Genomic DNA, 22,498 nt, shown 5'->3' on the forward strand with positions numbered 1-22,498 from the left:
TTTTCCCGTACCTAGAATTCCGGAAAACGGCTTACGGGGGAAATGTCGATGCGGTGGGTCCTGTTGATCGTGTTCATTGTGTGTGTCGTCTACACGCATCGGCGCGGCAAGGTTCGGCACAGACTGTTCAGACAGCTGTCCGACCATTCGACCTTCACCGCACCGCTCAACTGCTTTTGCTACGCATTGTCGTCGGTGCCGACCACGCCGTTCCTCGATGCGCGGCACTTTCCCGAACTGGCGGTGTTGCAGCGTGAATGGCGCACCATTCGCGACGAAGCGCTCGCGTTGCGCGATGCGAGCCGGATCAAGGCGTCCGGCGAGTACAACGACATCGGTTTCAATTCATTCTTTCGCAACGGCTGGAAGCGTTTCTACCTGAAGTGGTACGACGCGCCGCATCCGTCCGCGCAGGCGCTGTGTCCGCGCACGGTCGCGATCCTGGCGCGGATTCCGTCGATCAAGGCCGCGATGTTCGCGCAGCTGCCGCCGGGCGGCAAGCTCGGCCTGCATCGCGATCCGTATGCAGGTTCGCTGCGCTATCACCTCGGGCTCGATACGCCGAACGACGACGCATGCCGGATCGTCGTCGACGGCGAGTCATACGCGTGGCGCGACGGCGAGGCCGTAATGTTCGACGAGACCTATCTGCACTGGGCCGAGAACCGTACCGCACACGATCGCGTGATCCTGTTCTGCGACATCGACCGGCCGATGAAATACCGGTGGGCGCAGCGCATCAACGACGCGTTCGGGCAACTGCTGATGCGCGCGGCCGCATCGCCGAACGAAACCGGCGACCGCACCGGCGGGCTCAATCACGCATTCAAGTATCTGTATGCGATCCGGCGGGCAGGTAAGCGGCTGAAGGCGTGGAATCGCACCGTGTACTACGTCGTCAAGTGGGTGCTGTTCGGCGGGATCGCGGTGGCCGTCTTCTGCATTTGACGCACGAGGGGGCGAGCGGACGTCGAACGGTCTGACGAAAAGGCTGGACGGCGTTATATGGCCCGCCGGTGTTGGGTCGCCATCAATGCAACCAAATGTATTCGCGCGGGATCGCGCGCGGACGCGCGGGTATCATGGCTTGTTCACGTCGATAAGCTCGGTGAGCAAGCATGACTAGTACCCGAAAGACCTTGATGATCGCCGGCGGATTGCTGATTGCCGCGGCAGGCACCGGCTACGTGATGTTACTGCGTGCGGACCACCGCGCGATCGCGGAGGCCGGCATCGGCGACTCCGCTCCACCGGCCGCCACCGTGGCGGCCGTCGATGACGGGCACACCGCGCAGGGCACGATCGTACCGCCTGCGCACGTCGCGGTGCCTTCCGCACACGTCGATGACGCCGTGCCGCAACAGGCGGTCGTCCCGCCGCCGGCCGCGCCCGCGGCCCACACGCGCGCGGCTCCGGCAGCGGCGGCAGTGGCGCCCGTCATCGCCGCGCAGGCGCCGGCCGCGAAACCGGCCGCGCCACCTCCTGCGGTCCATGTGGTGACGGTCGAGCCCGAGAATGCGACCCCAGCGAAGAACCGGTCCGCACAACCGGCGCAGCCCGCCCAGCCGACGCAATCCGGACCGTCAGTCCAGTCAACGCAGGCGAGCCGGCCGGCGCAGCAGGCGTATCAGCCGCCGCAGCACGCCGTGCGCAAGCGTGACGGGCTCGAGCGGCATGCAGCGGCCGCACCCGCGATGAAATCGGAAACGCCCGAAACCGCCGCCCTCGTACGCGAATCGGCGAAGCTCGATCCGTCGTTGCCGCCGCCGCAGTACGTACCGCCGCCGAGCGCGGACCGAGCGCATGCGTCTGCCGGAGCGAATCCGGTCGCCGCCGCGATGACCGACCAGCTGGTCCGGCAGTCGAGCAGCTTCAAGGCGTCCGCGCCAGCCAATACCGGGCCGGCCGTCGCGCAGTGACGGGGCAGGCGCCGCGTCCACGCCGCACCATTCACTGCCGCACGAAAAAAGACCCCGGACGCCGACCAGGGCGTGCGGGGCCAAGAGAGACGAACCGGTGAGGTGCGTCGCGCGTTACGCGGCGATCGCTTCTTCGGCCTGCGGCGCGTCGGCCGCGGCCGGCGTCGCATCCTGCCGGATCAGGTGATCGAATGCACCGAGCGAGGCCTTTGCACCTTCGCCGACCGCGATCACGATCTGCTTGAACGGCACCGTCGTTACATCGCCGGCCGCGAACACGCCCGGCACCGATGTCGCGCCGCGCGCATCGACGACGATCTCGCCGTGCTTCGACAGTTCGACCGTGCCCTTCAGCCATTCGGTGTTCGGCACGAGGCCGATCTGCACGAACACGCCTTCGAGGTCGACGCGCTTCGTTTCACCGGAGCGCAGATCCTTGTAGACGAGCCCATTCAGCTTGCTGCCGTCGCCGGTGAGCTCGGTCGTCTGCGCCTGCGTGACGATCGTCACGTTGGGCAGGCTGCGCAGCTTGCGCTGCAGCACTTCGTCCGCGCGCAATTGCGCGCCGAACTCGATCAGCGTGACTTCCTTCACGATGCCAGCCAGATCGATCGCGGCCTCGACACCCGAGTTGCCGCCGCCGACCACCGCGACGCGCTTGCCCTTGAACAGCGGACCATCGCAGTGCGGGCAGTACGCGACACCGCGGTTGCGGTATTCGCGCTCGCCGGGCACGTTGATTTCGCGCCAGCGCGCGCCGGTCGCGAGGATGATCGTCTTCGCCTTCAGCACCGCGCCGTTCGCGAGGCGGATCTGGTGCACGTCGCCCGGAATCAGCGCGTCGGCGCGCTGCACGTCCATGATGTCGACGTCGTATTGCTTCACGTGCTGTTCGAGCGCGGCCGCGAACTTCGGGCCTTCGGTTTCCTGCACCGACACGAAGTTCTCGATCGCCATCGTGTCGAGCACCTGCCCGCCGAAACGCTCCGCGACCACGCCCGTCGCGATACCCTTGCGCGCCGAGTAGATCGCGGCCGCTGCACCGGCGGGCCCGCCGCCGACGATCAGCGTGTCGAATACCGGCTTGTTCTCGAGCGATTTCGCGGCACGCGCGCTCGCGCCGGTATCGAGCTTCGCGAGGATCTCCTTCACGCTGCTGCGACCCTGGCCGAACGACTCGCCGTTCAGGAACATGGTCGGCACGGCCATGATCTGGCGTGCGTCGACTTCGTTCTGAAACAGCGCGCCGTCGATCGCGACGTGGCGGATGCGCGGATTGATCAGCGACATCACGTTCAGCGCCTGCACGACTTCAGGGCAGTTCTGGCACGACAGCGAGAAATACGTTTCGAACGCGTAGTCGCCGTCGAGCGCTCGGATCTGCTCGATCACATCGTCGTCGAGCTTGATCGGATGGCCGCCCGTTTGCAGCAGCGCAAGCACGAGCGACGTGAATTCATGGCCCATCGGGATGCCGGCGAAGCGGATGCCGGCCGGCTTGCCGGGCTCGCCGATCGAAAACGACGGCTTACGCTCGGCGTCGTCGCGGCGTTCGGTCACGGTCACGCGCGACGTCAGCGACGCAATCTCGTTCAGCAGCGCAAGCAGTTCCTGCGACTTCGCGCTGTCGTCGAGCGATGCGACGAGTTCGACCGGGCGCGTGATTTTTTCGAGGTACGCTTTCAGTTGATTCTTGAGATTGGCATCGAGCATGGCGTTTCGGATTCCGTATTGATGAGGCTGGTCGGGCACGTCGTGCCGGAGGAGGGCGCGGGCCGCGCGACGCGGCCCGCATCGCGACACGCACGCGCCGTGCGGCGCGCGCGGTGCGATCGTCAGATCTTGCCGATCAGGTCGAGCGACGGGGTCAGCGTTTCGGCGCCGGGCGTCCACTTGGCCGGGCACACTTCACCCGGGTGCGCCGCAATGTATTGCGCAGCCTGCACCTTGCGCAGCAGTTCGCCTGCGTCGCGGCCGATGCCGTTGTCGTGGATTTCGCACAGCTTGATCTCGCCTTCCGGGTTGATCACGAACGTGCCGCGCAGCGCCATCCCTTCTTCCTCGATCAGCACGTCGAAGTTGCGCGACAGCGTGAGCGTCGGGTCGCCGATCATCGGGTACTTGATCTTGCCGATCGTGTCCGACGTGTCGTGCCATGCCTTGTGCGTGAAGTGCGTATCGGTCGACACGCCGTAGATTTCGACGCCCAGCTTCTGGAATTCGTCGTAGCGGTCGGCGAGATCGCCGAGCTCGGTCGGGCAGACGAACGTGAAGTCGGCCGGGTAGAACACGACGACGGACCACTTGCCCTTGAAGTTCTCTTCGGTCACGGGCACGAAGTCGCCGTTGTGGTATGCGGTTGCCTTGAACGGTTTGATCCGGGTGTTGATGATCGGCATCTTGCGAGTTCCTTTGCTTGGGTGTTGATGAAGTGTTGCCAGTATCCGGGTTCACCCTTGGTTTGTGAAATTGCTTGTTTCAATCCGCGGCATCGGGAATTTCTATCCGCTTCCGGCCCTGGTTCCGGCGCCGCGCCCGCGCGAGTTCGCGGGTGTCATGCGCGGCGTGAGCGCGCGGCGCGAAATCGGCGCAGGCGTCGCGGGCGGCAACGCGGCGAAGACCGGTGGGGCGTTGGGGTGTTCGCTGCGTGCGAGCTGGTGCGCGAGCGCTCGCGACGCGACGTCGGCGTCATCGTGGAGCGTGCATGGGCATACCGATCGCTGTTGCGCGCGTCGATGCGCACCGCGCGATTCGCGGCGACGGACGGTGCCGGTAGCTGGCGGTAGTGGTTGCCCGGACGAACGATCGCCGTCGTGTGCCGCCGGAGAGATGGGTTGTGCCGCAAGCGCGGGCGGAGATCCGGCACGTGCCGCGGACTCCGCGCTCGCGCCCGCTACAGCTGATAGGGCGCCCGGATGCCGGGTTCGGTGACGGGAAAATCCTTCGTGTTGCGCGATACGAGCAGCAGCCCGTTCACCTGCGCGGACGCCCACACGATCGCGTCGGGCAACCGAATGCGGCGTTCCTTGCGGATCGCTACCGCGCGACTCGCCACGATGCCGTCGAGCGGGATGATGTCGAACGACGACAGCCACGCGCGGATCGCGGCGTCGTCGGTTGCCGTTGCGCCAACCAGGACTTCCATCCAGGTCACCATGCTGATCGCGCGATACTCGTAGCGGGCAAGCTCGCCGCGCGCGGCCTCCACACCACCGAGATAGTCGATCAGGATGTTGGTGTCGAAGAGGGCATTTACCATTCCGCGCGCAATGCCTGCTGATACGCGAGCCCGTCGGGCGCGCGCGTTTTCCAGAGCCCGAATACCGTGCCGCGATGCGGCGGCCGAAGCCGTGCGAGATGGGCGTCGGCCGGAACCGGGCGGCCCCGGCATTCGGGGACGCGGTGGGTGTCGATGAGTGCTTTTACCATTCTGAACGCAGTGCCTCCTGATAAGTGAGCCCGTCGGCCGCGCGATCCTTCCACAGGCCGAATACGGTGTCGGCATGCGCTCGCTTGTGCTGCGCGATATACGCGTCGATCGCATCGCGGATGATCGCGGCGCGAGGGCGTTGCTCAGTTTCGACGATGGCGGCCAGCTCGTCGAGCTGGCCATTCGACAGGTCGATCAGGATGCGGCTCATCGCAACCTCCGATATGTGATATGCATATCATATATACATCTGCCGGCGCCCGCAACGCACGGAGGCGGTGGGCGATGCAGCGGCGAGTTGCGCTGGTCAGGCGCCGTGCAACGTCCGGCAGTGTCGGGCAATGTCCGGTAGCGCGGTTCAGGCGGCCATTCGCCTCAACCATTCGGCCAGGCGCCTCGCACCGTCGGGCGTGTCGGCATCGTCGCGCGTGCACAGGTAGTAATCGCGTCCGTCGTCGAGCGCGTGGTCGAACAACTGCACGAGCTCGCCGCTCGCGAGTTCGCGCTGGACCAGCGGTGCGCGCAGCAGCGCCGCACCGAGATCCGCGCGTGCTGCGCTCAGCGTCAGTTGCCCGTCCTCGAACATCGGTCCCACCGCATGCGACACATGCCGCACGCCGGCGCCCTGCAGCCAGTTGACCCATGTGCTGCGATCCTCGTCGTGCACGAGCGGCGCGTGCGCGAGATCGGCAGGCGTGCGGAAAGGCCCGTGGCGCTTCAGGAACGACGGGCTGCACATCGGCACCATCGCACCCGGCAGCAGCCGCTCGCAGCGATAGCCGGGCCAGTCGCCGGTGCCGAAACGGATCGACAGGTCCGACGCATCGCTTCGGTAGTTGCGGTGATGTGCATACAGCACGGTCACGTCCACGTCGGTGTTCTCGGCGAGGAACGCGTGCAGCCGCGGGATGAACCAGCCTATGCCGAGCAGCGGGATCAGGCTGATCGTGATCTGCCGCAGCGACGAGCGGTCGCGCACGAAGCGCGTCGCGCTGCGCAGCACCGAGAACGCGGCGCTGATCGAGCGGTAGTAGTCGCGGCCTTCGTCGGTAAGCGCGAGCAGGCGGCCCTCGCGCACGGTCAGCGGCGTCTGGATGAACGCTTCCAGCAACTGCAACTGATGGCTGACCGCGGACGGCGTGATGTCGAGCTCGTGCGCGGCCGCCGTGACCGAGCCGAGGCGCGCGAATGCCTCGAACGCGCGGACGGCTCGCAACGGCGGATCGTGCGGCAATTGTTCGATATTTTTCATGTATCGAATTTTATCGAAAAGTCAGGGTAAGCGACAACCAAAAAATATCGCTTATATACATGGTGTTACGTTATTGTGGCGAGAATGGCATAAGCAACCAACAATTGAGTATTTGGGGTGCAGGCATCAACTATTTAATATTTTTCATGTTTTGATCCCAACGCCGATTCCCGTACATGAAAATCGCCTTCCTCACCGCCAGCCTCGCGTTCTCCGCAGCCACGCTGAGCGTCGCCGTGCCCGCGGTCGCGCAATCCGCACCGCAAACGATCCTGATCGGTCTCGCTGCGCCGCTCACCGGCCCGTCCGCGCGGATCGGCAAGGACTTGCAGAACGGCGCGCAGCTCGCGATCGACGACGCGAACGCGAAGCATCCGAGCATCGGCGGCAAGCCCGTTGTCTACAAGCTTGTAGCGGCGGACGACCAATCCGATCCGCGCACGGCCGTCGCGGTCGCGCAGCAGCTCGTCGACCAGCACGTGATTGGCGTCGTCGGTCACTGGAACACCGGCTGCAGCGTGCCTGCGTCGCGCGTCTACCGCGATGCCGGCATTCCGCAGATCGCGCCGGCATCCACCGGCCACCAGTACACGCAGCAGGGCTACGCAACGGCGTTCCGCATCATGGGTCACGACGATGCGGGCGGCAATTTCACCGGCGCGTATGCGGTGAAGACGCTGAAGGCGAAGCGCATCGCGGTGATCGACGATCGCACGTCGTTCGGCGCGGGGCTCGCCGAGCAGTTCATCAAGGGCGTGCAGGCGAATGGCGGCACGATCGTCGATCGCCAGTACGTCAACGACAAGACCACCGACTTCAGCGGCGTACTGACCGCGATCAAGGGCAAGCGCGCGGATCTCGTGTTCTTCGGCGGGCTCGATGCGCAGGCAGCGCCGATCGCGCGCCGCATGCGCCAGCTCGGCGTGAGCGCGCCGCTGCTCGGCGCCGGCGGGTTCGTCAGCCAGACCTTCCTGTCGCTCGCCGGCAAGGACGGCGATGGCGTAACCGCGCTCGAACCCGGCCTGCCGCTCGACCGGATGCCGGGCGGCAACGCGTTCGACGCGCAATACCGCGCGCGCTTTCACGCGCCGATCGAATTGCACGCACCGTTCGCGTACGACGCGGCCGCCACGCTGATCGCTGCCGCGCAGAAGGCTGGCACGACACAGCCCGCGAAGCTGGTCGCGGCGGTGCGTGCAACCGACCGGCCGGGGGTCACGGGCCGGGTCGCATTCGACCGCGAAGGCAACCTGAAGGACCCGGCATTCACGATCTATCAGGTGCGCGGCGGCAAGTGGGCCGTCGTCGACGTGCTCGGCGGCGCGCGCACCGCAACGCAATAACGACGGAGACACCCCATGACCGACACGATTCGCGAATCCGCCGCGGCGCCGGAGGACACGCGCCTCGGCATCCTCGCACGGCGGCGCATCGAAGCGGAAATCATCAAGCCGATCTACGAAATCATGAAGCGCGAATTCGGCACCGAGCGCGCACAGGCCGTGATCGCTGAGGCCGTGCGCGGCGCGGCCGTCGACGCGGGCCGCGCGTTTGCGGCTCAGGAGCCTGAAGGCACGAGCGTGCAGTCGTTCATCGCATTGCAGGTGCTGTGGGAGAAGGACGACGCGCTCGACGTCGAGGTGCGCCGCGCGGACGACGCGCACTACGACTACGACGTGCACCGTTGCAGCTACGCGCAGATGTATCACGCGATGGGGCTCGGCGAGATCGGCCATCTGCTGAGCTGCGCACGCGACAGCTACTTCATCGAGGGCTACGATCCGCGCATCGCGCTGACGCGCACGAGCACGATCATGCAGGGCGGCAAGCGCTGCGATTTCCGCTATGCGTTGCAGCCCGCGCCGCGCAACGACGCACCGGAGGCCGGCGATGCGTGACGATTTCGCGGGCGCGCCGCGCGTCGACGGTGCACGCCTGTGGGCGTCGCTCGAGCGGATGGCGCAGATCGGCGCGACGCCGAAGGGCGGTGTCTGCCGTCTCGCGCTGACCGACCTCGACCGCGAGTCGCGCGACCTGTTCGTGCAATGGGCGCGCGATGCCGGCTGCACCATTCGTATCGACCGGATGGGCAACGTGTTCGCGCGCCGCGCGGGCCGCAATCCCGGCGCGGCGCCGGTGATGACCGGTTCGCACGCCGACTCGCAGCCGACCGGCGGCCGCTACGACGGCATCTACGGCGTGCTGGGCGGCCTCGAGGTGGTGCGCGCGCTGAACGATGCGGGCATCGAAACCGAGCGCCCGATCGACGTCGTGATCTGGACCAACGAGGAAGGCTCGCGCTTCGCGCCGGCGATGATCTCGGCCGGCGTGTTTTCCGGCGTGTATCCGCTGGAATACGGGCTGTCGCGCACCGATGCGGCGGGCAACACGATCGGGGCGGAACTCGCGCGGATCGGCTATGCGGGCACCGAGCCCGTCGGCGGCTATCCGGTTCATGCAGCATACGAGCTGCATATCGAACAGGGTGCGATTCTCGAGCGTGCAGGCAAGACGATCGGTGTCGTGACGGCCGGGCAGGGGCAGCGCTGGTACGAGGTGACGCTGACGGGCGTCGACGCGCACGCGGGCACGACGCCGATGGAATTCCGGCGCGACACGCTGGTCGGCGCCGCGCGAATGATCCAGTTCGTCGATGCGCTGGGTCGCCGTCATGCGCCGCATGCGCGCGCGACGGTCGGAATGATCGATGCGCGGCCGAATTCGCGCAACACGGTGCCGGGCAGTTGCTTCTTCACGGTCGAATTCCGCCATCCAGACGATGCGGTGCTCGACGAACTCGATGCGGCGCTGCGCGCGGAGCTGGCGCGCGTGGCGGACGACGCCGGTCTCGGCGCGCAGATCGAGCAGATCTTCACGTATGCACCGGTGCCGTTCGCGCCGCGCTGCATCGACGCAGTCCGCGCCGCCGCGCAGGCGCTCGGGCTGTCGCACATGGACATCGTGTCCGGCGCGGGCCACGACGCGTGCTACATCGCACGCGTCGCGCCGACCGGCATGATCTTCGTGCCGTGCGTCGGCGGGCTAAGCCACAACGAAGCCGAGGCGATCACGCCGGAGTGGTCGACGGCCGGCGCCGACGTGCTGCTGCGCGCGGTGCTGCAAAGCGCGCAGGAACCGGGCGCGTGATGCACGCGTGACGGTTGCGGCTTATTTGGCGGCCTTGCGCCGCGCGACGTACGCGAGGTAAGCGACGATCTGGTCGAGTTCGCGGTCGCTCAACTGGTCGGGCGGGAACGCCGGCATCACGCGGCCCGGCCAGTCGCGCACCGACGCCGGATTGCGGATGTAGCGACGCAGTGCGGCGGGCTGGAAGTAGTCGACCGGATTCATCGGCGCGTTCAGGTCGGGGCCGGCCTGGCTGCTGCCTGCGCCATCGATGCGGTGGCACGCGAGACATTGCGTGACGAACAGCCGCTGGCCCGCGCGGGCCGGGTCGTTCGCCGGCAGCGACGGATCGACCGCGAGCGACGGCCAGCGTGCGAGCGGCGAAGATTCGATCGCGATGCGCACGATCTGGTAGGGCCATTGCTCGCCGCGCACCGACGACGCGTCCGGGCCGACCCACACGAGATAGAACGGCCCTGCGCTGACCGACTTGCCCGGCAGTGCCGGCCAAGGGTGCGCCGGGTCCTCGATCGCCAGCCACGCAACGGCGCCGGCCGGCGCACGCCGGCGTGCGAAATCCAGTGGCAGTTGTGCGGCGAAACCGTCGGCCGCGCGTGTCTCCAGTACGCCGTCCGCCGGCAGCGACGTGTCGCCCAGCAGCGCCGCGAACGGCACCGCGCGAAACGTCATCGGCCGACCGTAAGCGATGTCGCGCGGCACGTGGATGTCCGTCGCGTCGGCGCGCGCGAGCAGCGCTTGCCGTGTCAGCACGCGCGGCGTGCCATCGGTGTCGAGTTCTAGCGTGCCCTGCGCGTACGCGTGCGTGGCCATCAGGCACACCGTCAGCAGCAACAGCGAAAACCATTGGCGCTTCAGCATTCGTTCTCCGTGAAAAAGGGGGCGGCGGCACGCAGCGCGGCATCGCGACTGGCCGAAGGAATCGGGCGACAGTCTAGCCGGTAAGGGCGGCGATGGCGACTTGAATGCGGTGCGGGCGTAACGGCGGGGATTGAACGGGTGAGCGGCGACGCGCGTGGCAGTCAGGCAGGCGCTCGGCCGGACAGCCGCACAGGCGGTTGCGTGCAGCACCGCATTGCACGATCCGTACGCCGTCACATTGCCATGAAGCGATCGCGCTGATCCGGCGCGCTCAGCGCCGCCGTCAATGACTCTGGCACTGCGCGTCGGCCTTTGGCAAAGGCGCTTCCCGTGCCGTGTCGAAATCGGCTTCGCGCGTGCCGGTCGGCGACAGCGACACGAAATGCATCATGCCCGCGCGCGCCGGAAACGCGGCGATACCGGTCGAGCCCCACGGAACCGGCGAACGCTGCACGCCGGTAACCGACATGCCCGTTGCCGTCAGCGTCAACGTCAGCAGCCGCCCGTCGCGAGTCGGCACGTACGCATGCGCGCCGTCGACGCCGACACCCGATTCGCGCACCGACGGCGGCAGGCAGTCGAGCGTCGCGATGCGGCGCCCGTCCGGGTCGATCAGCATCGCGACGCCGCGATTGTCCGCGGTTGTCGTGACGACGATGAATCGGTCGACCGCGGGCACGTACGCGGACGAATACACGTAGTACTGGATCGCGTCGCTCAGCGGTCCGCGCTTCTCCAGCTTCGCGGTGAATGGATCGAACATCGCATACTCGAGCGTCGCGTCCGTGCTGCCTTCGATGTATTTCTGCCAGACCAGCAGCGCCCGGCGCGGCGAGCCCGCGACAATCGGCCACCATTCGCGGCGATGTGCGACGACCGGCACATGATTCAACACGCGTCCGGCCGCATCGTAGGTTTTCACGTACACACCGTTGCCGCTGCCGAGATTGTCGACGCCGCCGCCATCGACCCAGTCGGCGGAGTAGAACACGACGAAGCGCTCGCCGACGGCGGCGACGTGTCCCGAATGGCCGCCCGCTTCGACGTCGTGCGGATACGGCTTGACCGGCTTCAGGTTGCGCCGGTAGACGCCGTAGCGCTGGCTGACTTCCTGCGACGTGTCCCAGCCGTCCTCGAACGTGACGAAGATGTCGCCGCGACCGTTCTGTGCGATCGATACCGGCTCCTGCGCCTCCGGCCGGCTGATGAACGCGCGTACGTGCGTCAGTTGCGAATTGCCAGGCTGCCATTCGCCCACGTACACGTCGTGCGACCAGCTGCCGTTGCGCATCGCGCCGCGCGGCGGGAGCCCCGAGCTGCTGAAGAACACCCAGCGCTTGCCGTCGCCGGCATCGGCCACGCCAATGCCGTGCATGAAGCGGCGTGCATCGCCGGCGTCCTTGTCGCTGGCGGGCGGCTCGGCGCGCGTGTCGATCGTGACCGTGTGCACGACCGGCGCGCCGGCGGCCAGCGCGCCGCAGCAGGCGCCGCAGCCCGCGCCAAAGAGCGCGGTCGCGGCGAGCCGCGTCGCCGCGCGCAGCGCCGGACGCGATCGTCTCGCACCCGGCCACCGAAGCGGCAGCGCCATCATTCGACCGTGACCGATTTCGCGAGATTGCGCGGCTTGTCGACGTCGGCGCCGCGCGCGCAGCCGACGTGATACGCCAGCAGCTGCAACGCGATCACGTTGACGATCGGCGACAGCGCGTCGCCCGATTCGCGCACGCGGATCAGGTGCGTGTCGCGGTCGGCGTCGATCTCGAGTTGATGGCCTGCGAGCACGTAGAGCCTTCCGCCGCGCGCGCGGACCTCGGCCATGTTGGACTTCAGCTTCTGGAACAGGCGATCGTCCGGCGCGATGGTCACGACCGGCATCGCGCTCGTGACCAGCGCGAGGGGCCCGTGCTTCAGTTCGCCGGCCGGATAGCCTTCCGCGTGGATGTACGACACTTCCTTGAGCTTCAGCGCACCTTCCAGCGCGATCGGGTAGTGAATGCCGCGGCCGAGGAACAGTGCGTTTTCGGTGCGCGCGAATTTCGCGGCCCAGCCCATGATCTGCGTTTCCAGCGCGAGTGCGTGGCCGATGCGGTCGGGCAGTTCGTGCAGCTTCTTCAGGTGCGTCGCGACTTGCGCGGCGTCGAGCCTGCCGCGCTGCTGTGCGAGCGTCAGCGTCAGCAGGAACAGCGCGACGAGCTGCGTCGTGAATGCCTTGGTCGACGCGACGCCGAGCTCGATGCCGGCGCGCGTCAGGAAGCACAGCGGCGCCGCGCGCGCGATCGAGCTGGTCGCCACGTTGCAGATCGCCATCGACATGTCCTGGCCCATCCCGCGCGCGCGCTCGATCGCGCCGATCGTGTCGGCGGTCTCGCCGGATTGGGAGATGCCAACCACCAGCGTGCGCGGATCGGGCACCGTCTCGCGGTAGCGGTATTCGCTTGCGATCTCGACCTGCGCGGGAATGCCGGCGATGCTCTCGAGCCAGTATTTCGCGGTCAGGCCCGCGTAGTAGCTGGTGCCGCAACCCAGCAGCAGCACGCTTCTTGCTCTCGACAGCAACGCGCGCGCGCTGTCGCTGCCGCCGAATAGCGCGGGCGAGATCGTGTCGATGCCGTCGATCGTGGCCGCGATCGCCTTCGGCTGCTCGAAGATTTCCTTCTGCATGAAATGCTGGTACGGGCCGAGCGCGGCATCGTCGGCGCGTGCCTTGACCTCGCACAGCGGACGCTTCGCGTCGGCGCCGACCGAATCGACCACGTCGATGCGTTCCGGCGTGATCAGCGCGACGTCGCCGTCTTCCAGATAGACGAAGCGGTCGGTCAGGTCGCCGAGCGCCGCGCAGTCGGACGCCAGATAATTCTGGTCCGCGCCGATGCCGATCACGAGCGGCGAGCCGGCGCGCGCGGCGACCAGCCGCTGCGGCTCGCGCGCGCTCAGCACGGCGATCGCATAGGCGCCGTGCAGCCGCTTGACCGCGCGCACGACCGCATCGAACAGATCGTCGCGATACACGCTGTGGATCAGGTGCGCGATCACCTCGGTGTCGGTCTCGCCGCGGAACGTGTAGCCGCGTTGCCGCAGTTCGGCGCGCAGTTCGTCGTGGTTTTCGATGATCCCGTTGTGCACGACCGCGATCGTGTCGCCCGACATGATCGGGTGCGCGTTCATTTCGGACGGTGCGCCATGCGTCGCCCAGCGCGTATGCGCGATGCACGTCTGGCCTTCGAGGCCAAGCGTCAGCACGCGGTCCTGCAGGTCCGCCACGCGGCGCAGCGTCCGTTCGCTGCGCAGATGTCCGTCACGCAACACGGCGATGCCGCACGAATCGTAGCCGCGATACTCGAGCCGGCTCAGCGCATTGACCAGTTGCGGCACCTGATTCTTCAGGCCGCTTGCTCCGACGATTCCGCACATGATTCACCTCGTCTACAGGAAGTTTTGCGGCTGGCACGCGGCGCGCGCCAGCGCGATTCGAGAAGTGCTGCGGCGCCGTGGCATCGGACGTGCGGCGCACACGTCTGCCGCGATCACTCGCCCGCCTGCGGCCCCGCGTGCACCACCCATTCGATGCCCGAGATCGAGCCGTTCGCGTCGTGCGACGCGACGAGAATGCGCGACGTGCGCCGTGTGCCGCGCCGGCGGTCGCTGGCGAGCGCGGTCGGCGGCACCGAGCGCACCTTCACGGTGGCCGAGCGCCGCAGCATCTTCGACACGCGCAGCCGGTACGCGAACGGATGCACGACGCGTCCCGCGATCAGCCACGTGACGATCGTGCCGGCAATCAGCGCGATGCTGGTCACGTAGAACACGATCTGCTCGATCGGCATCTCGGCCTCGTTGAATGGCAACAGGTAGCGGTACGTGTAGATGCAGATCGACGCCCAGACGCCCCCGACCAGTGCGGGCCGCACGAGGCGGAACCACGCGACGAGCACGGGGCCGACGATGTTGCCGCGTTCGGCGATCATGTCGCGCGGTGCGCGCAGGGAAAGGTCAATAATCGGCGCGTTCTTCATGTTGAATGCCTCGGTCGGGACTGACCCACACGGCGCGCTTGCCGCGGCCCCGCAGTACGACGGCGGGCAGGGCGACGACGGTGGTGATCATGGTGATCAACCAGAACGCTACGGGGTACCAGATGGTGTCAAGGAAGTACATCAGGAGTTTTTCGTCGTAACGACGATCGATCATGCTGCCGATGATCAGCTGCAGGATGCAGGTCGCGACCAGCAGCATTCCGTGCCAGTGCGGTACCACGGACACGTGCCAGTTCGGCGGAAGCGGGTAGAACAGGTCGATCAGCGCGAGCAGCAGGATGAACGACATCGCGTACGCCCATGCGATGCCGATCAGGTACTCGACGAAGAGCGGCCACATCATCATCTGCGTGGGCCGCATCAGCGTGCCCGCGTACTTGAGCAGCACCTGGATGCCGCCCTTCGACCAGCGCAGCCGCTGCCGGTAAAGCCCCTTCACCGTTTCCGGCATCAGGATCCAGCTGAGCGCGTGCGGCTCGTAGACGACGCGCCAGTCCCGGCACTGCAGCTTCCAGCTGATGTCGATGTCCTCGGTCAGCATGTCCGAGCTCCAGTAGCCGACGTCGGCGAGCGCGGTCTTGCGGAACATCGTGATCACGCCCGACACCGTGAAGATGCGGCCGTACACCTGCTGCGTGCGCTTGATCAGCCCGACGATCGACGAGAATTCGCCGACCTGCATGCGCCCGAGCAGCGACGTGCGCGTGCGGATGCGCGGATTGCCGGTCACCGCGCCGACGCCCGGATCGGTCAGGAAATGTTCGAGCATCCAGCCGATCGCGTCATGCGCGAGCAGCGCGTCGCCGTCGATGCAGAGAAGGTACTCCGCGTTCGATACCGCCGCCGCCGTCGTGAGCCCGACCGCCTTGCCTTCGTTGCGTGCGTGATGGATGACGAGAAGGCGCGGAATCTCGACGGCCAGCTCGTTCAGAATCTCGCCGGTGCGGTCCTTGCTGCCGTCGTTGACCGCGATGATGTCGTAGTTCGGGTAGTCCATCGCGTTCAGGTGGCGAATCACGCTGCGCGCGTTCGCGGCCTCGTTGAAGCACGGCACGACGATCGAGACCTTCGGAATGCCGCTCGACGCGATCGTGCGTGTCGACAATACGCGACCCTCCTCGAGCAGGAAGTAATGCACGACGCCGCCGATCATCCACAGATACGACATGAAGAACGGATAGTAGAAGACGAAGTCCTGCACGCGCTGGATGATGCTGTGGGAGTTCATGGTGTTTTGATTCCCTTCGGTTGCTGCATTTGCATCAGCGCGTTGATGGAGGTGGGATCGAGACGGGACTTCAGCGACATCACGTCGCGCATCGCGTCGAGCTCGGGCGCGTTGTTCAGGAAGTTGTCCGGGTAGTAGCCGAAATTCACCGCGCCCTCGCTGCGCAGCCGTCTCATCTGCGACAGGAGCGTGCCGGCCGGCACCTGCTTCTGCGCATGCCAGTCGTACGACTGCAGCTCGAACACGGTGCGCTGCAGCCCGCGCCGCTTCGCGCGGACAGCCCGCACCAGCTCGTCCAGCCAGCCTTCCGGGTCTTTCGCCTGTTCCATGTACGGCATCGCCATCAGCGCGACGTAGTCGTAGGTGGCGAGGAAATCGTCGTAGTTCTGCGCGTACCACGCTTCCGATTCCGGCTTCAGCACCGGCATCGCGAAGATGTTGCGCGCGGTCAGCACGTCGCCCACGTTCTGATGCGCGAGCACGATCTGCTCCAGCTGCTTCGTCATGTCGATCAGGTAGCGCGACTTCTGGCGCGTCCAGCGCTTCATCAGCTCGGGGTTCTCGCGAATCTTGCCGACGTCGGCGGGCAGCCCCCATTGCGAATACACGCGCAGTGCGTGCTTGCCCGCATCCTCATAGTCGTCGAGCACGGCGTCGTCGCTGAACAGGACCCCGCTGAACGATGCGTGCTTGCTCAGATCCTCGTAGACCTGCTGGATCATCAGCCGCGCCTCCGGATCGAACGGGCTCAGCCGGAACACGCGCGTGCCGTTCTCGCGTGCCGGTGCGCCACCGTATGCGGTGACGGGCTGGAGCCCGCGCAGCTTGTCGGCCGGCGGCCGGAACGCGAGCACCGGCATCCACGCGTAGACCTGCACGTTGGAGCGCGTGTTGAGCTGCCACGCGGCCCGCGAGAACAGGTCGGCGCGCATCGGCAGGTGCCGGTTCGGGAAGTACACCGCTTCGGCCACGCCGGTGCCGTTCGGATCCGCGTACGCCTGCAGGTACACCGATTTTGGCTGCATCCGGTAGATGCGCTCGATCAGCTTGCCGAGATTCGCTTCCTGACGCGCGGGATCGGGATCGTAGACCTGGTCGAGATCGACCTGCACGGTACGTTCGGGCACGTCGACGTCGCCGCGGTTGGAGGCCGGCTCGCGCATCGAGCGTTCGAATCCGCCGATGTCCACGTCGTACATCAGCAGGATCCGCCTCAGCCGGTCCATCGGAACGTCCGGCGTGTTCGGGCCGGCGTCGAGACTGAACTGGACGTCCATGCCGAGCGATGTCGATATCTGGCGCACGGGCTGATTTTCCGCGCCGTATGGCCACACCATCGAACGTGCGACGATGCCCGTGCGTTCGCGGATCTGCCGCACGCAAGTCTGCAGGTCGTCGTGCACGCGTGCGTGGAATTCGGCGTCGGTTTCATAGCGCTTCTGGTCTTGCAGGTAGAGATGCGACGTGGTCGCCGGCAATTCGTTGCCTTGCGGATTCGCGACCGCACCGTGGTGGAGATTGTGGGTGTGGCAGCCGAGCTCGACGAATTCCGACTGGCCGAGCTTTTTCACCTCGTCCCACGACAGGAAGTATTCGCGCGGCACCTGCACCTTGTCGCTGATGCGGATCGGCGTGTCCGGCGGCGTGTCGATCCATGCGGTGACGAGCCCCATCACGGCCGGATACCTGAAGCGTTCGAGCAGCGGCAGCACCTTCGTGTAGTGGCTGCGGAAGCCGTCGTCGAACGTGAGCAGCACCGCGCGCGGCGGCAGCGGTTTGCCGCCGCGCCGCGACTCCTCGATCTGCTTGACCGTGATCGTGTGGTAGTTGTTGGTCTGCAGCCACGAGAAGATCGCGGTCAGTGTGCCGGTATCGATCGCGAACGGATCGACGATTGCCGACGGCGACGAGAACGACGCCATCAGGTTGTCGCGCACGTCGTGCATGCAGATCACGCGAAACGTTTTGCCGTCGGCCGGGTCGGACGGCGGCAGCAGGTCGATCATCTTCGCGTTGGATACACCCGGGAACAGCGAGCAGGCCGCAAACGCGCCGAGGCATCCGCACATGAAGGTCCGTCTGGATTGCATTCGCGTTTCTCCTGGTTAGAACGGAAGGTTGACCGACATGAAGCCGGTTTCCGAGCGCTCGCGCTGCCCGTCGTACGCGTGGCTGCCCACCTCGATGCCGTAGCTCAGCGTGATGTCGTGCTTGAACGTCCACGCATGTTCGAGGCGGGCGCTCCACAGCGCGCTGCTGCCGAAGCCGCGCTCGTTGTACACGCCGCCCGACACCGAGATCCGCTGCTGCAGCCCCATGTCGCCTTTCTTCCACAGCATCATCTGGTGCATGACGGTCACCGCGGCCGCGTAGTCGCGCGCCGGGCTGTAGTAGGGCGCGTCGCGCCGCGTGTTGCTGTCGGTGCCGAGATCCAGCGATACGTTGACCAGCTGCCGGGCGGACGTGTACACGCGCTGCGTGGCCGTTGCCGCGATCTCCTGGTGGAAGTTCGAATCGCTGTAGCGGCTCACGCCGTAGCTCAGCTTGACTTCGCGACGGTCGTTCTGCCGGTACACGACGGACGCATTGGCCGAACGGCCCCAGATGTGGGCCGCGTATGCCTTCCACGGCAGCGAGTTGTCGTTGGAGTCGAGCCCCGCGTTCACCGTCCAGTAGTCGTTCAGCGCATACGCGATCGACCCGCGGCCGCCGGTGCGGCCGTCCGTGCCGAACGAACGCGTGACCTCGCCCTGTACGGTGAGCGGCCCGTGCCGGTAGTCGCCGCCGATGCCGGTGCGCGTGCGCTTGATGCTGCCGCCGTCGGTCTGCGCGAAGCCGAAGAACGTATGCGAGAACACGCGCCAGTTGTCGCCGAACGGCGGCGAATACACGTAGCTGTCAGACGTGAAGCTGTTGTCGGCCAGTGCGCTGTTGCCGTGTTCGAAGCTCAGGTCGGTCGTGAACACGGGGCTGCGATATGCGTTGTAGTCGCGCTTGAAGCCGCGCACCGCGCCGCTGTCCGGAAACGTGTTGTCCAGCGTCTGGTCGACGGTCTTCGCGGTCGCGTAGTCGTCCGCCACGAGCGACGCGCGGCCGAGGCCCGCGAGCATTTCGACGCTGTCCGGGTGATCGGTCAGCGATGCGCGATACATTGCGATCGCCTGGCGCGGATGCGCCTGGCCCGATACCGCGTCGGCATGCGCGGCGCGAACCTCCGCATTGAACGGCACCTCCTTCTCGAGTTGCTCGAGCGCGGCGATCCCTTCGTCGACGTGCCCCGTGAAGATCAGGTACTGCGCACGCAGCCGGTAGTAACGCAGATAGTCGCTTTCCGCCGGACCGACGTTGGTTACCTGCTTGACCGGCGGCAGCGACTTCTCCATGTCGTCGAGCACCTGCTTCGCTTCCGGCGCGTGCCCTTGATCGACGTACGACCAGAACAGGCCTTCACGCAGCTCGATCGGTTGCGTACGCGCGCCATACTGGAAGCCGCGGGTCGCGCGATCGGTCGGCGATGCGGTTGCCTGTTGCAGCGCACGCGCGTAGACGGCGTTCGCCTTGGCCGGTTCGCTGAGGTACAGGTACGCGTCGCCGACGGCCGCCAGCGCGTCGATCGAGATTTCGGCGTTGGACGGGATCGTCTCGAAAGTCGCGACGGCCTGCCTCATGTCGCCGCGTGCCGCCAGTGCGACCGTGCGGTCGCCGGCGAGCGCGGTCCGCACCGGCGTGTAGTCCGGTGTGGCCGGCATCCGCTTGTCGAGGTCGTCGGCCGCCCGCAATGCATTGTCGAGGCCGTCGAAGCGGTCCGGACTCGTCATCGAGCGCGACTTGTCGCGGCCGCCGCGCACCTGCTGGCGAATCGACAACTCCTCGAGCTGCGCGACGTCGACGGCGGAAAACGCATCGGGCCGCGCCTTCGCTTCCTGGAGCGCCTGCACCGCACCGCCGCTCACAGCGAGGCCGAACACGTCGTTGCGCACGGTTGCGACGTCGGCGGTGCGCAGGTTCGGCGCCTGCGCGTTCGGCGCCTGCACGTCGGGCCCCTGCGAGCGTTGCGTGGCTTCGCCCGGCAACGATGCGCCGGGCGATTGCGAACCCGGCGCCTGCGTCGAGGGCGGCGGCATGCCGGGCGCCGTGGTCACGGGCGCCGGCGAGTTCGGCATCGGCGTGCCGGACAGTTGCGCGATCTGCGTTGGCGCATTCGAAGGGGCGGCAACGCCCGACGGCTGCGCGTACTGAGCCGGGGCGTGGGACGGATGAGCATCCTGCGCGGGCGCGCCGGACGCTGCTGCCTGTAGCGGTGGCGTCACGGGCGACTCGACGCCTGTTGCCAGCGGCGGCTGGGGCGGCGTGTCGGCCGCCTGCGCGACGGGTGCGAAGCTTGCCGACGGCACGGCATCGGATGCCTGCGCGAGTTGCATCGGCGCATTGGGCGTTTGCGAACCGGATGCGGAGCTTGCCGGCGACGCCGCATCGGATCCCTGCGCGAGTTGCATCGGCGCATCGGGCGCGGGCGAGCGAGATGCCGGGATATTCGAAGATGCGGTAGCGGATTCCGGCGGGAACTGCATCGGCACTTCCGAACTCCGCGAATGCGGCGCGGGCATGTTCGGGGACGCGGTATCCGATGCGGGCGGGGTTTGCACCGGCGCGTTCGAAGGTTGCGCGCCCGGCGCGGGATTGGCGGGCTGCGGCGTCTCCGGTTCCACGACCACGGTGGTCGGCATCCCCGGCGGCTGCGGGGCCGAAGCCTGCGCGATCTGCAGCGACGCGTCGGACGCGCGCGCGATCGGCGTGGGTGCATTCGGGGGCAGCGCATCGGAATCCTGGGCGTCCTGAGTCGACACACCGGCCGGCTGCGCGTCGGGTCGCACGTCCGATGCGCCGTGGGTTCCGGCGATTTCACCCGTGTCGCGCGGCCGTTCGTCACTTTCCGCGGCAAGGCAGGAGCCGGACGCGACGAGCAGCAGGAGCAGCGGCGCATGCAGGAGAATCCGCCGCGTTGACGGAGCGCCGGTCGTGCATTGTTGTGTTCGATTGTTGGCCACGGTGTGTCTCCTCACTCTGTAACGATCACATCGGTTGCGCGCCCGACGACATGTGCCGCCGGCCGTCCGCGCCGTCGGGCAGCGAGACCACGCGGCATCCGGCCGGTTCACAGACGGTTGCGGATCGCTTGTCCAAGCAGCGCGCGCGATTCGCTGTTCCTCGGGTCGATCGCGAGTGCGCGACTCGCGTTCTGTTCCACGCAGTTCCATGCGTCGATCTGCGCACACGAGCGCGCCCGGGCCAGCGCGCGGGCGCCTTCCAGTTCGTCGCGCGTGACGCTGGCGGTTTCCATGTGCGTGGTGTCGGCGATATACGACTGCGGCTGCAGTCCCGGCACGGGGTCCGCATGTTTTCTGGCGCGCGCAAGCGCCTGCGTACGCGACGTACGGTGCGCATCGGCCGGCCGCCCGGTGCGAGCGCTGGCCGACGCGGCATACGCGCCGGCCGCGAGCCGGGCGGGCGGCGCGTGGGCAGGGCGCGCGTGTTGCCCGGTGGAGCGGGCGCCCGATTGCAGCGGCGGCACGGGCGGTTCGGCCGCGGCCGATACCGACGGCGTTCCCGAAGCAAGCGCCGCAGGCGTCGCGGCTTGCGCGACGGGCGATGTCGGGCCGCCGGCCGCGGCTACGCCCGATGCACCGGACTCGCCCGAAGCGCTGGCCGGGCCCGCCGTCGCGGCGACGACGAAGCTGCGGTACTTTCCGACGGCGCTTCCAATCACGCCGGCGATGTCGTGCGTCACGCTCGCATGGTCGACCCTCGTGTCTCGCTCGACATAGGCGAAGGCTCCGAAGATCGCGGCAAACGCAACGATGCTGAGCGCCGCATTCTTTCCCGGACCCCACGAGGGTTTCGGCTCCCCGACGGGCAAGCCGTCCGGTCGTTCTGCACGAGTCATTCAATCCTCCTCGTATGAATGGGTGGCGGGGAACGGTGCGATCTCGCGTGGCGTCGGCACGCGGGTTCAGATGCGGTTCACCATTTCAACTGCGTGGTGAGCGCGCCCGTTTCGACGATCGCGAACTGCGTGGCCCCCTGATACGTCCCTTCGACCCGGTAGCTTGCGTCGGGCACGCTGAACAGGCAGCGCGGCCCCGTTGCCTTGAACTCGACGAGTACGCGGCCATGCCGTCTGAGACGCACATCCACGTTCGACAGCGGTTGCCCCGTGCTACCGGACACGAACGACACGCCGAGGTTGTACGGGCGGCCGTCGGGGGGAAGCGGCGCCGTACCGTCGATTCCCGCATCACCGCAGATGTACGAAATCGTGTATCGCCCCGACTCCTCGCCCGACGCTGGCGCCGCGGGTTGGTTTCGGGCAGGTGTTTGTGCCGCGGCATTGACGCACAAGGCGGTTGCGACGATGCCGAGGAGCGCGCGAGCATGCTGTTCAAACGGCGAGGAAGACATTGCAACCTCCATCCGGAATCCATGACAACGCATTTATTCCGAGTCGAATTAACCGCGTTCTTTTTGCGACACGCTATTGATACACGATGGGTTTTGAACAAACAACTGCGTGTAGTCCCAATGAGACGCGCTTTAAACGTCGTATTTAAACGCGATCGCAAATTATTCGAC

Annotated in this window: 19 protein-coding genes; 5 read left to right on the forward strand and 14 right to left on the reverse strand. The window is 66.9% G+C overall.

Annotated features, from left to right (window positions below; translation table 11 throughout):
* Nucleotides 1-48 precede the first annotated feature (48 nt).
* Complete coding sequence (lpxO, locus tag WK25_RS23000; protein ID WP_069243506.1) at nt 49-948, forward strand: lipid A hydroxylase LpxO; 900 nt, start codon at nt 49-51, stop codon at nt 946-948.
* A 170-nt stretch (nt 949-1,118) separates the two neighbouring features.
* Complete coding sequence (locus WK25_RS23005) at nt 1,119-1,919, forward strand: extensin (RefSeq protein WP_069242834.1); 801 nt, start codon at nt 1,119-1,121, stop codon at nt 1,917-1,919.
* 114 nt (nt 1,920-2,033) lie between these two features.
* Here the strand turns inward: WK25_RS23005 and ahpF are convergent, their stop codons facing one another.
* The 5 genes from ahpF to WK25_RS23030 form a co-directional block, all read right to left on the reverse strand.
* Nucleotides 2,034-3,632, reverse strand: coding sequence for an alkyl hydroperoxide reductase subunit F (ahpF, locus tag WK25_RS23010; RefSeq protein ID WP_040139574.1), 1,599 nt, complete (start codon nt 3,630-3,632; stop codon nt 2,034-2,036).
* Nucleotides 3,633-3,754: 122 nt separating this feature from the next.
* Entirely contained in the window at nt 3,755-4,318 is a 564-nt protein-coding gene (gene ahpC, locus WK25_RS23015; protein WP_069242835.1) for an alkyl hydroperoxide reductase subunit C, read from the reverse strand.
* Between the two features lie 494 nt (nt 4,319-4,812).
* Nucleotides 4,813-5,178, reverse strand: a complete 366-nt coding sequence (locus WK25_RS23020; protein WP_040139576.1) for a type II toxin-antitoxin system VapC family toxin — start codon at nt 5,176-5,178, stop codon at nt 4,813-4,815.
* A gap of 163 nt (nt 5,179-5,341) precedes the next feature.
* Entirely contained in the window at nt 5,342-5,560 is a 219-nt protein-coding gene (locus tag WK25_RS23025) for a ribbon-helix-helix protein, CopG family (protein WP_040139577.1), read from the reverse strand.
* 147 nt (nt 5,561-5,707) lie between these two features.
* Nucleotides 5,708-6,601, reverse strand: coding sequence for a LysR substrate-binding domain-containing protein (locus tag WK25_RS23030; RefSeq protein ID WP_069242836.1), 894 nt, complete (start codon nt 6,599-6,601; stop codon nt 5,708-5,710).
* 176 nt (nt 6,602-6,777) lie between these two features.
* Between WK25_RS23030 and WK25_RS23035 the strand changes: the two genes are divergently transcribed.
* Genes WK25_RS23035 through WK25_RS23045 form a run of 3 tightly spaced genes read left to right on the forward strand, consistent with a single transcriptional unit; the run spans nt 6,778 to nt 9,748 of the window.
* Nucleotides 6,778-7,944, forward strand: coding sequence for a branched-chain amino acid ABC transporter substrate-binding protein (locus tag WK25_RS23035; RefSeq protein WP_069242837.1), 1,167 nt, complete (start codon nt 6,778-6,780; stop codon nt 7,942-7,944).
* A 15-nt stretch (nt 7,945-7,959) separates the two neighbouring features.
* A complete protein-coding gene (locus WK25_RS23040; RefSeq protein WP_069242838.1) occupies nt 7,960-8,499 on the forward strand; it encodes an L-2-amino-thiazoline-4-carboxylic acid hydrolase in 540 nt (179 codons plus the stop codon).
* On the forward strand, nt 8,492-9,748 hold the full coding sequence (locus WK25_RS23045; protein ID WP_069242839.1) for a Zn-dependent hydrolase: 1,257 nt from the start codon (nt 8,492-8,494) through the stop codon (nt 9,746-9,748). Before WK25_RS23040 ends, WK25_RS23045 begins: the two co-directional genes overlap by 8 nt.
* 21 nt (nt 9,749-9,769) lie before the next feature.
* On the opposite strand, the gene WK25_RS23050 is transcribed toward WK25_RS23045, so the two are convergent.
* From WK25_RS23050 to WK25_RS23090, 9 genes are all read right to left on the reverse strand, one after another.
* Nucleotides 9,770-10,606: a c-type cytochrome gene (locus tag WK25_RS23050; protein ID WP_040139582.1), complete on the reverse strand. Its 837-nt coding sequence runs from the start codon at nt 10,604-10,606 to the stop codon at nt 9,770-9,772.
* Between the two features lie 283 nt (nt 10,607-10,889).
* Nucleotides 10,890-12,197 (reverse strand): hypothetical protein, encoded by a 1,308-nt coding sequence (locus WK25_RS23055; protein ID WP_069242840.1) that lies wholly within the window; start codon nt 12,195-12,197, stop codon nt 10,890-10,892.
* Entirely contained in the window at nt 12,194-14,017 is a 1,824-nt protein-coding gene (gene glmS, locus WK25_RS23060) for a glutamine--fructose-6-phosphate transaminase (isomerizing) (RefSeq protein WP_040139584.1), read from the reverse strand. Before glmS ends, WK25_RS23055 begins: the two co-directional genes overlap by 4 nt.
* A gap of 113 nt (nt 14,018-14,130) precedes the next feature.
* Nucleotides 14,131-14,619, reverse strand: a complete 489-nt coding sequence (locus tag WK25_RS23065) for a hypothetical protein (protein ID WP_059546647.1) — start codon at nt 14,617-14,619, stop codon at nt 14,131-14,133.
* Nucleotides 14,597-15,868, reverse strand: coding sequence for a poly-beta-1,6-N-acetyl-D-glucosamine synthase (pgaC, locus tag WK25_RS23070; protein ID WP_040139586.1), 1,272 nt, complete (start codon nt 15,866-15,868; stop codon nt 14,597-14,599). Before pgaC ends, WK25_RS23065 begins: the two co-directional genes overlap by 23 nt.
* The gene (pgaB, locus tag WK25_RS23075; protein WP_040139587.1) at nt 15,865-17,958 is read right to left on the reverse strand and encodes a poly-beta-1,6-N-acetyl-D-glucosamine N-deacetylase PgaB; all 2,094 of its coding nucleotides are present in this window, start codon (nt 17,956-17,958) and stop codon (nt 15,865-15,867) included. Before pgaB ends, pgaC begins: the two co-directional genes overlap by 4 nt.
* Nucleotides 17,959-17,973: 15 nt before the next feature.
* Entirely contained in the window at nt 17,974-20,916 is a 2,943-nt protein-coding gene (pgaA, locus tag WK25_RS23080) for a poly-beta-1,6 N-acetyl-D-glucosamine export porin PgaA (RefSeq protein WP_069242841.1), read from the reverse strand.
* A 107-nt stretch (nt 20,917-21,023) separates the two neighbouring features.
* A complete protein-coding gene (locus WK25_RS23085; RefSeq protein ID WP_069242842.1) occupies nt 21,024-21,812 on the reverse strand; it encodes a hypothetical protein in 789 nt (262 codons plus the stop codon).
* 77 nt (nt 21,813-21,889) lie between these two features.
* Nucleotides 21,890-22,327 carry a hypothetical protein gene (locus WK25_RS23090; protein ID WP_069243507.1) on the reverse strand — a complete coding sequence of 146 codons (438 nt, stop codon included), beginning with the start codon at nt 22,325-22,327 and terminating at the stop codon, nt 21,890-21,892.
* Between the last annotated feature and the right edge of the window lie 171 nt (nt 22,328-22,498).

Source organism: Burkholderia latens (assembly GCF_001718795.1).
Taxonomy (GTDB): domain Bacteria; phylum Pseudomonadota; class Gammaproteobacteria; order Burkholderiales; family Burkholderiaceae; genus Burkholderia; species Burkholderia latens_A.

Bases quoted from the DNA above. Each gene is read 5' to 3' on its own strand.
- lpxO (WP_069243506.1), top strand. From the start codon at position 49: ATGCGGTGGGTCCTGTTGATCGTGTTCATTGTGTGTGTCGTCTACACG.
- WK25_RS23005 (WP_069242834.1), top strand. From the start codon at position 1,119: ATGACTAGTACCCGAAAGACCTTGATGATCGCCGGCGGATTGCTGATT.
- ahpF (WP_040139574.1), bottom strand. From the start codon at position 3,632: ATGCTCGATGCCAATCTCAAGAATCAACTGAAAGCGTACCTCGAAAAA.
- ahpC (WP_069242835.1), bottom strand. From the start codon at position 4,318: ATGCCGATCATCAACACCCGGATCAAACCGTTCAAGGCAACCGCATAC.
- WK25_RS23020 (WP_040139576.1), bottom strand. From the start codon at position 5,178: ATGGTAAATGCCCTCTTCGACACCAACATCCTGATCGACTATCTCGGT.
- WK25_RS23025 (WP_040139577.1), bottom strand. From the start codon at position 5,560: ATGAGCCGCATCCTGATCGACCTGTCGAATGGCCAGCTCGACGAGCTG.
- WK25_RS23030 (WP_069242836.1), bottom strand. From the start codon at position 6,601: ATGAAAAATATCGAACAATTGCCGCACGATCCGCCGTTGCGAGCCGTC.
- WK25_RS23035 (WP_069242837.1), top strand. From the start codon at position 6,778: ATGAAAATCGCCTTCCTCACCGCCAGCCTCGCGTTCTCCGCAGCCACG.
- WK25_RS23040 (WP_069242838.1), top strand. From the start codon at position 7,960: ATGACCGACACGATTCGCGAATCCGCCGCGGCGCCGGAGGACACGCGC.
- WK25_RS23045 (WP_069242839.1), top strand. From the start codon at position 8,492: ATGCGTGACGATTTCGCGGGCGCGCCGCGCGTCGACGGTGCACGCCTG.
- WK25_RS23050 (WP_040139582.1), bottom strand. From the start codon at position 10,606: ATGCTGAAGCGCCAATGGTTTTCGCTGTTGCTGCTGACGGTGTGCCTG.
- WK25_RS23055 (WP_069242840.1), bottom strand. From the start codon at position 12,197: ATGATGGCGCTGCCGCTTCGGTGGCCGGGTGCGAGACGATCGCGTCCG.
- glmS (WP_040139584.1), bottom strand. From the start codon at position 14,017: ATGTGCGGAATCGTCGGAGCAAGCGGCCTGAAGAATCAGGTGCCGCAA.
- WK25_RS23065 (WP_059546647.1), bottom strand. From the start codon at position 14,619: ATGAAGAACGCGCCGATTATTGACCTTTCCCTGCGCGCACCGCGCGAC.
- pgaC (WP_040139586.1), bottom strand. From the start codon at position 15,868: ATGAACTCCCACAGCATCATCCAGCGCGTGCAGGACTTCGTCTTCTAC.
- pgaB (WP_040139587.1), bottom strand. From the start codon at position 17,958: ATGCAATCCAGACGGACCTTCATGTGCGGATGCCTCGGCGCGTTTGCG.
- WK25_RS23085 (WP_069242842.1), bottom strand. From the start codon at position 21,812: ATGACTCGTGCAGAACGACCGGACGGCTTGCCCGTCGGGGAGCCGAAA.
- WK25_RS23090 (WP_069243507.1), bottom strand. From the start codon at position 22,327: ATGTCTTCCTCGCCGTTTGAACAGCATGCTCGCGCGCTCCTCGGCATC.